Annotated in this window: 11 protein-coding genes; 8 read left to right on the forward strand and 3 right to left on the reverse strand. The window is 72.6% G+C overall.

Annotated features, from left to right (window positions below):
- Positions 1 to 48 precede the first annotated feature (48 nt).
- The gene (gene coaA, locus KSO97_RS07965; RefSeq protein ID WP_232677678.1) at positions 49 to 1,038 is read right to left on the reverse strand and encodes a type I pantothenate kinase; all 990 of its coding nucleotides are present in this window, start codon (positions 1,036 to 1,038) and stop codon (positions 49 to 51) included.
- A gap of 76 nt (positions 1,039 to 1,114) precedes the next feature.
- Between coaA and glmS the strand changes: the two genes are divergently transcribed.
- The 8 genes from glmS to rimI all read left to right on the forward strand — a co-directional run bounded on the left by glmS (position 1,115) and on the right by rimI (position 9,236).
- Positions 1,115 to 2,983, forward strand: a complete 1,869-nt coding sequence (gene glmS / locus KSO97_RS07970; RefSeq protein WP_232677679.1) for a glutamine--fructose-6-phosphate transaminase (isomerizing) — start codon at positions 1,115 to 1,117, stop codon at positions 2,981 to 2,983.
- 13 nt (positions 2,984 to 2,996) lie between these two features.
- Positions 2,997 to 3,350, forward strand: a complete 354-nt coding sequence (locus tag KSO97_RS07975) for a holo-ACP synthase (RefSeq protein ID WP_232677680.1) — start codon at positions 2,997 to 2,999, stop codon at positions 3,348 to 3,350.
- Positions 3,347 to 4,786, forward strand: coding sequence for an NAD(P)H-hydrate dehydratase (locus tag KSO97_RS07980; protein WP_232677681.1), 1,440 nt, complete (start codon positions 3,347 to 3,349; stop codon positions 4,784 to 4,786). The genes KSO97_RS07975 and KSO97_RS07980 overlap by 4 nt, the downstream gene beginning before the upstream one ends.
- A gap of 4 nt (positions 4,787 to 4,790) precedes the next feature.
- Complete coding sequence (alr, locus tag KSO97_RS07985) at positions 4,791 to 5,945, forward strand: alanine racemase (protein ID WP_232677683.1); 1,155 nt, start codon at positions 4,791 to 4,793, stop codon at positions 5,943 to 5,945.
- Positions 5,942 to 7,030: an alpha/beta fold hydrolase gene (locus KSO97_RS07990; protein WP_232677685.1), complete on the forward strand. Its 1,089-nt coding sequence runs from the start codon at positions 5,942 to 5,944 to the stop codon at positions 7,028 to 7,030. The genes alr and KSO97_RS07990 overlap by 4 nt, the downstream gene beginning before the upstream one ends.
- Positions 7,031 to 7,038: 8 nt before the next feature.
- Positions 7,039 to 8,025: a tRNA (adenosine(37)-N6)-threonylcarbamoyltransferase complex ATPase subunit type 1 TsaE gene (tsaE, locus tag KSO97_RS07995; protein ID WP_232677687.1), complete on the forward strand. Its 987-nt coding sequence runs from the start codon at positions 7,039 to 7,041 to the stop codon at positions 8,023 to 8,025.
- Between the two features lie 99 nt (positions 8,026 to 8,124).
- The gene (gene tsaB / locus KSO97_RS08000; protein WP_232677689.1) at positions 8,125 to 8,763 is read left to right on the forward strand and encodes a tRNA (adenosine(37)-N6)-threonylcarbamoyltransferase complex dimerization subunit type 1 TsaB; all 639 of its coding nucleotides are present in this window, start codon (positions 8,125 to 8,127) and stop codon (positions 8,761 to 8,763) included.
- Entirely contained in the window at positions 8,760 to 9,236 is a 477-nt protein-coding gene (gene rimI, locus KSO97_RS08005; RefSeq protein WP_232677691.1) for a ribosomal protein S18-alanine N-acetyltransferase, read from the forward strand. The genes tsaB and rimI overlap by 4 nt, the downstream gene beginning before the upstream one ends.
- Before the next feature lie 6 nt (positions 9,237 to 9,242).
- Here rimI and KSO97_RS17885 read toward each other — a convergent pair whose 3' ends face one another.
- Both KSO97_RS17885 and KSO97_RS08015 read right to left on the reverse strand, forming a co-directional pair.
- Positions 9,243 to 10,583, reverse strand: a complete 1,341-nt coding sequence (locus KSO97_RS17885; protein WP_269782151.1) for a hypothetical protein — start codon at positions 10,581 to 10,583, stop codon at positions 9,243 to 9,245.
- Positions 10,583 to 11,086 carry a hypothetical protein gene (locus KSO97_RS08015; protein ID WP_232677698.1) on the reverse strand — a complete coding sequence of 168 codons (504 nt, stop codon included), beginning with the start codon at positions 11,084 to 11,086 and terminating at the stop codon, positions 10,583 to 10,585. The genes KSO97_RS17885 and KSO97_RS08015 overlap by 1 nt, the downstream gene beginning before the upstream one ends.
- Positions 11,087 to 11,382 lie beyond the last annotated feature (296 nt).

Genomic DNA, 11,382 nt, shown 5'->3' on the forward strand with positions numbered 1-11,382 from the left:
GCTCAGAGTCTCGAGGGCGCCCGGGCTCCTTCGTCGCCCGAGCTGCGCTCAGAGTTTCCGTAGGCGCACGTAGCGGACCGAGTGGTCCTTGTCCTTGCGCAGCACGAGCGTCGCGCGGGAACGGGTGGGCAGCACGTTCTGGGCCAGGTTCGGGCCGTTGATGGAGTCCCAGATCCGACGGGCCTCGTCGACTGCCTCGTCGTGCGTCAGGGATGCGTACTTGCGGAAGTAGGACGTCGGGTCGCGGAACGCGGTCTCGCGCAGCCTCAGGAACCGGTCGACGTACCAGTCGCGGATGTGGGTGGTGCCGGCGTCGACGTAGACCGAGAAGTCGAAGAAGTCGCTCAACGTGAGTCCGGCGCGGCCGTCCTCGCGCACGCGCGCGGGCTGGAGCACGTTGAGGCCCTCGATGATCACGATGTCGGGGCGCTTGATGACGACCTTCTCCTCGGGCACGACGTCATAGACGAGGTGGGAGTACGTCGGTGCCTCGATCTCGTCCTTGCCCGACTTGATGTCGACGACGAAGCGCAGCAGCGCACGGCGGTCGTAGGACTCGGGGAACCCTTTGCGCTGCAGCAGCCCCCGGCGCTGCAGCTCGGCGTTGGGGTAGAGGAAGCCGTCGGTGGTGATCAGTGCGACGTTGGGGTGCTCGGGCCAGTGGGCCAGCATCTGGCGCAGCACGCGCGCCGTCGTCGACTTGCCGACGGCGACCGACCCGGCGAGCCCGATCACGAACGGGGTGCGGGGCGGCGTCCGCTGGTGCAGGAACGCCTCCTGCTCGCGGTGGAGCTTGCCGGCCGACTCCACGTACAGGCTGAGCAGCCGGGAGAGCGGGAGGTAGACCTCCTGGATCTCGGCGAGGTCCAGGGCGTCACCGAGCCCGCGCAGCGACGCGATCTCGTCGGCGCGCAGCGGGTTCGACGTCTCCTGTGCCAGTTGGGACCAGGCGGCCCGGTCGAGCTCGGTGTAGGGGGATGACTCCCGGGGGTGTTCCTCCAGATGAGGTGGGGGCTGGTGCCCCCCGCCGGCGGTCATGGGTGTGATTCTTGCAGCGCCCGGCCCGCCCTGGCGCCGGGGGCGGTGTCCGGCGCAGGACCGTAGAGTGAGGCCCATGTGCGGCATCGTCGGCTACGTCGGACCTCGGCAGGCCCAGGGCATCGTGGTCGAGGGTCTGCGGCGAATGGAGTACCGCGGCTACGACTCCGCGGGCGTGGCCCTGGTGGTGTCCGGCCCCGAGGGCCATGACGGCGGCACGACGGTGGCGACCGCGAAGAAGGCCGGCAAGCTCGCCAACCTGGAGAAGCTGATCGCCGACGAGCCGATGCCCGCCGCCACGACCGGCATCGGCCACACCCGCTGGGCCACCCACGGCGCGCCCAACGACCGGAACGCCCACCCGCACCGCGGCGACACCGGCCGGGTCGCGGTGGTGCACAACGGCATCATCGAGAACTTCGTCGAACTGCGCGACGAGCTCGAGCGCCAGGGCCACGTCCTGCTCTCGGAGACCGACTCGGAGATCGTCGCCCACCTGCTCGAGGTCGAGGTGCTCGGCGGCGCCGACCTGACGACGGCGATGCAGCGGGTCTGCTGCCGGCTGGAGGGCGCCTTCACCCTCGTCGCCGTCGACGGCGGCGACCCCGACCGCGTCGTCGCCGCGCGCCGCAACAGTCCGCTCGTGGTGGGCATCGGCGAGGGGGAGAGCTTCCTGGGCTCCGACGTCGCGGCGTTCATCGAGCACACCCGCGAGGCCCTGGAGCTCGGGCAGGACCAGGTTGTCACGCTCACTCGCGACGGCGTCGACGTCACCACCTTTGCCGGGGAGCCGGCGCAGGGTCGCCGGTTCAGCGTCGACTGGGACCTCTCGGCCGCCGAGAAGGACGGCCACGACTGGTTCATGCGCAAGGAGATCTTCGAGCAGCCGCGCGCCGTCGCCGACGCCCTGCTCGGACGTCGTTCGCCGGCGGGCCAGCTGCAGCTGGACGAGATGCGTCTCGACGACGACGAGCTGCGCGAGATCGACAAGATCATCGTGATCGCCTGCGGCACCTCGTTCTACGCCGGCATGGTCGCCAAGTACGCGATCGAGCACTGGACCCGCACGCCGGTGGAGGTCGAGCTCGCCAGCGAGTTCCGCTACCGCGACCCGATCCTGACCCACGACACGCTCGTCGTCGCGATCAGCCAGTCGGGGGAGACCGCCGACACCCTGCAGGCCATCCGCCACGCCCGCACCCAGGGCTCGAAGGTGCTCGCGATCTGCAACACCAACGGCTCCACGATCCCGCGCGAGTCCGACGCGGTGATCTACACCCACGCCGGCCCCGAGATCGGCGTCGCCTCGACCAAGGGCTTCCTGACCCAGTTGGTGGCCTGCTACCTGCTGGCGCTCTACATCGCCCAGGTCAAGGGCACCCGCTACGGCGACGAGATCGACCAGATCATGCGCCAGCTCGAGGAGATCCCGGCGCACATCGACACGGTGCTCGCCGGGGCAGAGGAGATCTACACCCTCGCGCGCGAGCATGTGGGGGCTCGGTCGGTGCTGTTCCTGGGGCGCCACGCGGGCTTCCCGGTCGCCCTGGAGGGGGCACTGAAGCTCAAGGAGCTCGCCTACCTGCACGCGGAGGGGTTCGCCGCCGGCGAGCTCAAGCACGGCCCGATCGCGCTGATCGAGGAGGGTCTGCCGGTGCTGTGCGTCGTGCCTCCCCGCGGCCGCGACCAGCTGCACGAGAAGATGCTCAGCGGGATCCAGGAGGTGCGGGCCCGCGGAGCGCGCACGATCTGCCTGGCCGAGGCCGGCGACGACAAGATCGCGCCGTACGCCGACGTGCTGATCCGGCTGCCCCGGGTGCCGGTGCTGTTGCAGCCGCTGGTGGCCGTGGTGCCGCTGCAGCTGTTCGCCTGCGAGCTGGCGACGGCGCTCGGGCACGATGTCGACCAGCCGCGCAACCTGGCCAAGTCCGTCACGGTCGAGTAGGCGCGGGAGCGACATGGCGGTGCTCGGCGTCGGGATCGACGTGTGCGATCTCGCCCGGTTCGCCCTCTCTCTGGAGCGGACGCCGGGACTGCGCGAGCGCCTCTTCACCCCGGCCGAGGCGCTGCGGCAGCCGGCCTCGCTGGCGGCGCGGTTCGCGGCCAAGGAGGCGTTGGCCAAGGCGCTCGGCGCTCCGGCCGGGATGGCCTGGCACGACGCCGAGGTGGTCAGCGAGGAGAGCGGCCGCCCGCGCTTCGAACTGCGCGGCACCGTGCTCGAGCGCGCCCGCGAGCTGGGGGTGGCCCAGGTGCATCTCTCCCTCTCCCACGACGCCGGCATCGCCTCGGCGATGGTGGTGCTGGAATCGTGAGGCACGCGCACACGGTCGCCGAGATTCGGGACGCCGAGGAGGCTCTGCCGGCGCGACTCCCGGACGGCGCGCTGATGCAGCGCGCTGCGCACGGACTGGCCCACGTCGTGCTGGACCTGCTCGGCGGTGGGTACGGGCGCCGCATCCTGCTGCTCGTCGGAGCCGGCAACAACGGCGGGGACGCGCTCTACGCCGGGGCGGTGCTCGCCCGGCGGGGCGCCCAGGTGGAGGCCTGGCTGCTCGCCGACGACGTCCACGCCGGTGGGCTGCAGGCCCTGCGCGACGCGGGCGGCCTCGCGCGCCGTGACGTGCCGCGGGCGCCCCTGCCTACGGGGCGCCGCCCCGACCTCGCCGTCGACGGCATCGTGGGCATCGGCGGACGCCCGGGCCTGCGATCCGCGGCGTCGGAGGCTCTCGCCCTGCTGGACGGCGTCACGATCGTGGCGGTCGACGTCCCCAGCGGCGTCGACGTCGACACCGGCGAGGTCGCCGCGTCCGCCGACGGCGACTCCCACGTTCGCGCCGACGTCACGGTGACCTTCGGGTCGCTCAAGCCGGCGCTCCTGGTCGATCCGGCCGCCGAGGCGGCCGGCGTCGTGCACCTGGTCGACATCGGGCTCGACCTCCCGGAGGCGGGTGTCGAGGCGCTGCAGGCATCCGACGTCGCCGCGCTCCTGCCACGACCCCAAGCGCACGACCACAAGTACACCCGCGGCGTCGTCGGTGTCCGTGCAGGATCCTCGACCTACCCCGGTGCGGGGCTGCTCTCGGTGGCCGGTGCCGCCTGCGGACTCGCCGGCATGGTCCGCTACGTGGGCGACGCCGACGTCGCGCGGCTGGTGCGGGAGCGCCACCCCGAGGTCGTCGGCGAGGGCCGGGTGCAGGCGTGGGTCGTCGGCTCGGGCAGCGGCCCGGACGCCGCCGACACCCTCGCCGCGGCGTTGTCCGGGGGCGTGCCCACCGTGATCGACGCCGGTGCTCTCGCGCACCTGCCGCTCACCCGTCGACGAGACGACGCCGACCGGTCCGGGTGGATCCTCACGCCGCATGCGGGCGAGCTCTCCCGCCTCTTGGACGTCTCACGCGCCGAGATCGAGGCGGCACCGCTGCGCCATGCTCGCGCGGCTGCCGAGCGGTTCGGCTGCGTCGTGCTGCTCAAGGGTCGGCACACCCTGATCGCGACGCCTGACGGCGCCGTGCGGGCGACGACGACCGGCACCCCCTGGCTCGCCACGGCGGGTGCGGGCGACGTCCTCGGCGGTGTCGTCGGCGCGCTCGCCGCAGCCGGCATGAGCCCGTTCGACGCGGCCTCGGTCGGCTCCTGGTTGCACGGCGCCGCCGCGACGCTGGCCTCGCGGCACGGACCGATCGTGGCGGGGGACGTCGCCCCGGCGCTCGCCGACGTCGTCCGCGGCCTCGACGGCCTGCAAGGATGAGCCGGTGACACAGTGGGACCGGGCCGAGATCGTGGTCGATCTGGCCGCTATCCGGCACAACGTGCGGCTCCTCAAGGAGCTCACCGGTGTCGCGCTGATCACCGTCGTCAAGGCCGACGCCTACGGGCACGGCATGCTGCCGGTCGCACGGACGGCGCGTGAGGCCGGGGCCGACTGGCTCGCGGTCGCGACGCTCGACGAGGTGCGCGCCCTTCGCTCCGCGGGCGACACGGGACCTCTGCTGACCTGGCTCACCGTGCCCGACGAGGACTACGACGACGCGATCCGCGCGGGCGTCGATCTCACCGCGTACTCCGTCGGCGAGCTCGACGAGATCGAGGCCGCCGTGGTCTACGCGGGCGCGCCCGCTCGGGTGCAGCTGAAGGTCGACACCGGTCTCTCGCGTGGGGGTGCTCCGCGGGCGGACTGGGAGCGCTTCTTCTCCCGCGCACGAGCGGGCGAGAAGGCGGGCCGCTGGGAGATCACCGGGCTCTGGTCGCACCTGGCGTGCGCCGACGAGCCCGAGCACCCGGCCAACCACGCCCAGGAACAGGCGTTCCTCGATGCGCTCGCGATGGCCGAGGAGTCGGGACTCCACCCGCCGCTGCGCCATCTGGCGAACTCGGCCGCCGCGCTGCTGCGGCCGTCGGCGCGCTTCGACGCGGTGCGCTGCGGCTTGGCGACCTACGGTCTCGATCCGGCACCCGGCGTCCCGCACGGCGTCGACCTGCGGCCCGCGATGACGGTGCGCGCGGACCTCGCGCTGGTCAAGGACGTCGCTGCCGGCGACGGCGTCTCCTACGGCCACACCTGGACCGCCCCGGAGGCGACCACCATCGGTCTGGTCCCGGTCGGCTACGGCGAGGGCGTGCCGGTCGCGGCCAGCAACCGAGCCGCCGTCCAGGTCGCCGGCAAGCGCCGGCCGATCCGTGGGCGCGTGTGCATGGACCAGCTGCTGGTCGACCTCGGCGGCGAGACCCCGGACGTCGGCAGCGACGTCGTGCTGTTCGGCCCGCCGGAGCTGGGCCCCACCGCGCAGGACTGGGCCGAGGCCTGCGAGACCATTAACTACGAGATCGTCACCCGGATCGGTGGCCGGCTGACCCGCCGCTACGTCGACAGCGAGCGCGACGGTGCAACGACAGGAGCGCGAGGATGAGCACAGCGAGCACCTCCGGGAACCGCCGCCGCTGGCTGTGGGGATCGATCGGCGGCCTCCTCGGGGTCGCGGCCGCAGGTACGGCGATCGGTCTGTTGCGCCAGCAGCGAGCGATCAGCCACACGGCGGGCGACGACGTCCCGCTCGGCACGTTGCGCTCGGCGCCGATCCACGTGATCGCGACCGACGGCACCCCGCTCCACGTCGAGGTCGACGAGCTGGAGGACTCGGGGAGAGCGGGCGGTCGCTCGCCGCGGGTGACGGTGATCTTCGCCCACGGCTACTGCCTGAACCTGGACAGCTGGCACTTCCAGCGCGCCGCGTACCGGGGACTGGTGCGGGCCGTCTACTACGACCAGCGCTCGCACGGCCGCTCGGGGCGCTGCACCCCCGAGCACGCCACCATCGACCAGCTCGGGCGCGACCTCAAGCAGATCATCGACGAGGTCGCCCCCGAGGGCCCGGTGGTGCTGGTCGGTCACTCGATGGGCGGCATGACGATCGTCGCGTTCGCCGAGCAGTTCCCCGAGTTGATCGGCACCAAGGTGCTCGGCGTGGGGCTCATCGCCACCACGGCCGGGGGGCTCGATCCCAGCCGCATCCTGTTGCCGATGCTGCCGGCCCGTCTCACCGGCCGAGCGACCCATCGTGCGGTCGCGACCCTGCAACGTGGCCACCGCACCGTGGACGCCGTCCGGCGGGTGGGTCGGGTCATCGCCAACAGCGCGACGAACCGCTTCGCGTTCGGTTCCGACGTCCCGGAGTCCTACCTGCGGTTCGTCGATGACATGCTCTCGGCGACACCGTTCGAGGTGGTCGCCGACTTCTTCCCGAGCTTCGGGAGCCTGGACAAGTTCCACGCGGTCGAGGCCCTCTCGACCATCCCGGTCTCGATCATCTGCGGTACCCAGGACAAGCTCACCTCGATCGGGCACTCGCGCAAGCTGCACGCGCAGATCGCCGGGTCGCGACTGCTCGAGTGCGAGGGGGCCGGGCACATGGTCACGATGGAGCGGCACGAGCACCTCAACGCCGAGCTGGACCAGTTGATCACCGCTGCGCTCGACCGGGCCGGAGCCCGTTGACCGTCACCATGGGGACGTCCGACCACCCGGGGGAGCAGGCCCGCGAGCCCGGTGCCGCCATGACCGTGCGTCGCGTCGGGCCGGAGTCCGCCGACGTCGTCTACGCGATCATCCAGGACGCCTTCGGCAGCCGCCCGCCGCTGGATCCGCCGGCCCCGGCACTGATGGAGTCGGTCGAGGCGATCGCGACCCGGCTCGCCCTCAGCGGTGGCCTGCTGGCCCGACTCGGCAGCGAGCCGGCCGGCGCCCTGCTTCTCGACCCGGTCGGCGACACCGTCTGGATCCGCCGATTCTGCGTCGCCACGACAGCACGCGGCCGTGGCGTCGCGGAGGCCCTGGTGACGGCGGCGCTCGAGGCCGCCGAGGGACGCTCGTGGTTGAAGCTGGTGGCGCGCGAGGAGCTGCCCGAGACGATCTCGTTCTGGAAGCGACGCGGATTCGTGCAGACCGACCGCCGTCGCCCCTACGTCGAGCTCGCCCGCCCGTTGCCCAGCCGGCACCGGATCTCCACCGCCGCCCAGATGCGCGATCTGGGCAGGGAGATCGCCGCGGACCTGCGAGCGGGCGACGTCGTCGTGATGAGCGGTGACCTGGGGGCGGGCAAGACCACGCTCACCCAGGGTCTCGGCGCGGGACTCGGTGTCAGCGGCGCGGTGACCTCGCCGACCTTCATCATCGCCCGCGAGCACCCGGGTACCGATGCCGGACCCGATCTGGTGCACGTGGACGCCTACCGGCTCGGTGGAGCGGCCGAGCTCGACGACCTCGACCTCGACACCTCGCTGGACCGCGCCGTCACGGTGGTGGAGTGGGGTGAGGGGATGGCCGAGGGCCTGGCGGAGTCGCGGATCGAGATCCGGATCACCCGCGACGACGGATCGAGCGACTCCGCAGACGGTCCGGAGACGCTCGACGGTGACGAGCCGCGCATCGTCGACATCCTGCGACGTGGCCCGCGTTGGGTGCGCGACCCCGCGCACTACGCCGGCGGTTGAGCAGTCGTCGGTGGTCGAGCTTGTCGAGACCCGGTGGGCATCTCGACAAGCTCGATGACCGGGAGGTCGGCTCGATGACTGGGTGGGTACGGTCGTCCCGTGCTGTTGACCTTCGACACCGCTTCGCCCACGGTCAGCGTCGCCGTCCTCGACGGTGACGTCGTGCTGGCGGAGTGCCGCTCGGCCGAGGCGATGCGGCACGGCGAGCAGGTGGCCCCTCTCATCGACCGTGCGCTCACCGAGGCCGGCGGAACGCGCCTGGACGTGACCGCGATCGGAGTGGGCGTCGGCCCGGGTCCGTTCACCGGGCTGCGCGTGGGGCTGGTGACGGCACGCACGCTCGGTCTGCTGCTCGACGTCCCGATCTACGGTGTCTGCTCCCTCGACGCGCTGGCGATCGAGGCGGTCGACACCGGAGCGGTCGACATGCCGTTCGTGGTGGCGACCGACGCGCGCCGACGCGAGGTCTACCTCGCCGGTTACGACGCGGACGGCGTGCGGACGAGCGGTCCCGCGGTCGCGGCGCCCGCCGACGTCGCCACGAGCGCCCCGGTGATCGGCGAGGGCGGCACGCTGTACCCCGACGCCTTCACCGGTGCGCGCGGGCCGCTGCGGCCCAGTGCCGGGTGGCTCGGACGTGCGATCGCCGAGGAGCGGGTCGAACTGCTCGACCCCGAGCCGCTGTACCTGCGGCGCCCCGATGCCGAGGTGCCCGGGCCGCCGAAGCCGGTCTCGTGACCGCGCCCGTCGTCCGGGTGGCGACGGAGCAGGACGCCTCCGCGATCCACGCTCTGGAGGAGGAGGGGCTCGGCCCCGACGCCTGGTCGCTCGGCCTGGTCGCCGAAGGTGTCGCCGGCCGGGTGCCGACGGTGCGCTACCTGGTCGCCGAGGTGGACCAGCGCGTCGTCGGGCACGCGGTCGTCAGCGCCGCCGGCGACATCGCCGAGCTGCAGCGGATCGCGGTGACGGCGTCGGCGCGACGCTCCGGTGTCGCGACCGCGTTGCTCGAGGCGGTGCGCCAGTGGTCACGTGGCGAGGGCGCCCACCGGCTGCTCCTCGAGGTTCGGGAGGGCAACACCGGTGCCCTCGGTTTCTACGCGCGTCACGGCTTCGTGGAGATCGACCGCCGGCCGCGGTACTACCGCGACGGCGCCACCGCGATCGTGATGCGCCGCGCGCTCACTGCCGGATGCGGCGGTTCAGGAGGCTGAGCCGACTCAGGCGAGGACGCCGGGAGCGCCGTCGTCGTCCAGCCAGTCCTTGCCGTCGTCGTAGAGGTCCCGGTCGCGGGCGTCCTCGCGTTGGTCCCGACCACGTCCGCGGCCACCAGCCGCGCCGGCACCGCCCTTGCCACCGGCTCCGCCGCGACCACCCGCTCCTGCGCCCTTGCCACCGGCTCCAGCCGTGCCGGCGCGTCCGGCACCCCGTCCACCGGCCCCGCCGGAAGCGGCGCCACGGCCGCCGGCGGCACCAGCGCCTCGTCCCGCGGCTCCTGCACGTCCGGGGCTGCCTGCCGTGCCCGGCCGAGCGCTGCCGGCGGTACCGCCGGCACGAGCCGCGCCCGATGCGGTGCCGCGACCCAGCGTCGATCCCGTGCCCGCGGCGCGACTCGTCGCGCCGAAAGAGCCCGGGCGGGCGCTTCCGAAGCCGGGCAGGGAGAGCCCGGCACGGGCACCGGCGACGAGTCCGGCGCCGCCGAGCAGAGCGGCGCCACCCAACCCGGCGACCGCAGCCGGCGACATCCCGCCCGGCCCGGCCGTCGACGGCGACGGCGTCGGGGCGGTGACGCCCGGGCCGACGTCGGTGCCGGGGCCGATCACGGGGGGCTGCGTCGTGGTGGGCTGGGTGGTGGTCGGATTCGTCGTGTCGATGGAGTCGTCGCCGTCACCGTTGCCGTCGGTGTCGGTGATGTGCGGATCCCGGGTCGGTCGGCTGCCGTCGTCGCTGGACGTCGGCGTCGTGATCGGTGAACGGCCAGGGCCGGTCGGATAGGGGTCCTCGGGGCCGACCGGCGGCCAGATGACCTCCTCGCCGTGGATCTGCTCCATCACGCTGGTCTGCTCGTCGAAGACCTCGTCCATGCGGGTGGTCCACTCGCGCGAGGTCTCCTCACGACGGCGCCGGGTTTCCGCGTAGAGCGAGGCCTGGGTGTCGTGGTCGGCCTTGGCCTGGTGGTCCTCGTCGGTCCACGGGCCGACCGGGTCGGTCCAGGCGTCGGGCGCCGCCACCGGCGGCCAGTCGCGATCGAGCTGCTCCTTGGCCTTGCGGGCGCCTGAGATGACGCCACCTGCCGAGCCGAGCGCCTCCGAGCCCCGCTGGAGCTCGGCGGCCCGCTTGGCCATGGCGGAGGCCGCGCGGGAGAACGCGCCGGCCATCGACTGCCCGGTCTCACCCTCGGGCACGATCGCCTCGTCGGCGCTGGCCGCCTTGAGCAGCTGCTTCTCGACGGCGTCCAGCAGGGTTCGGCACTCGTCCCACTCGCGCGAGCCCACTCCGACCTCGTGGTCGTCGCAGCCGAGCAGGTGGTTGAGCCAGCGGGACTCCTCGGGACCGGTCATCAGTTGTCTCCCAGGTTGCAGGCCGTGGGCGTGGCGAAGTCGGTTCCCTCCACGCAGGCACTGGCGTCACTCATCGGGGTCACCGACTCGACACGGGCAGCGGTGTTGTTCAGGTCGGCGCCCGCGTTGGCGTCGGTGTCGAGCACGCTCGCGTGGAACTCGTGGACGTTCTCCTCGAAGCCGCGCAGGCCGGCGATCATCTCGACGATGGCCTCCTGCACCTTCCGATGGGCCACCGAGGTGTTGAGGGCGAGACGCTGACCGGTGTCGGAGGCGCCGAAGGCGGGCTTGGAGACATCGACGGGCTCGCTTCCGGTCAGGTTGTCCTGGCCGCTCTGCAGCAACTTCACGATCGCGCGGATGTGGTCCTCGCGGACCTGGAGTTGACGCAGCGCCTGCTCGGCGGCGACCACGATCGAGGAGATCGGTCCGAGAATCGGGCTGATCGTCGCCAACGGCGAGAGGGCCGTGCTTCCGGAGCTGGAAGTATCCGAATCCGACATGTGAACTCCTCGTCTGACGACGCCCGAAACTGGAATCAGTGCAAGCCCCTACCCGTCCACAGATCGGGCAAACAGGGCTCCTCCACCGATTTCGCTCCCCTGGATTGATCGCCCGCGGGCACGGGTAGGTCGCACCCGTGTTGCGAGTCATGGATCCTGAGTCAGCGCCCCGCGAACACGGCGGCGGCCGCGGTGTGATCGGCCTCATCGCTGCGGTGGTGGCGACGGCAGCGCCCGCCGCCGGCTGCAGCGACGTCGACGACGAACCGTCCCCCCCCGGGGGCCCCACCCCGGGG

Source organism: Nocardioides sp. R-C-SC26 (genome assembly GCF_021246465.1).
Taxonomy (GTDB): Bacteria; Actinomycetota; Actinomycetes; order Propionibacteriales; family Nocardioidaceae; genus Nocardioides.

Bases quoted from the DNA above. Each gene is read 5' to 3' on its own strand.
- coaA (WP_232677678.1), bottom strand. From the start codon at position 1,038: ATGACCGCCGGCGGGGGGCACCAGCCCCCACCTCATCTGGAGGAACAC.
- glmS (WP_232677679.1), top strand. From the start codon at position 1,115: ATGTGCGGCATCGTCGGCTACGTCGGACCTCGGCAGGCCCAGGGCATC.
- KSO97_RS07975 (WP_232677680.1), top strand. From the start codon at position 2,997: ATGGCGGTGCTCGGCGTCGGGATCGACGTGTGCGATCTCGCCCGGTTC.
- KSO97_RS07990 (WP_232677685.1), top strand. From the start codon at position 5,942: ATGAGCACAGCGAGCACCTCCGGGAACCGCCGCCGCTGGCTGTGGGGA.
- tsaE (WP_232677687.1), top strand. From the start codon at position 7,039: ATGGGGACGTCCGACCACCCGGGGGAGCAGGCCCGCGAGCCCGGTGCC.
- KSO97_RS17885 (WP_269782151.1), bottom strand. From the start codon at position 10,583: ATGACCGGTCCCGAGGAGTCCCGCTGGCTCAACCACCTGCTCGGCTGC.
- KSO97_RS08015 (WP_232677698.1), bottom strand. From the start codon at position 11,086: ATGTCGGATTCGGATACTTCCAGCTCCGGAAGCACGGCCCTCTCGCCG.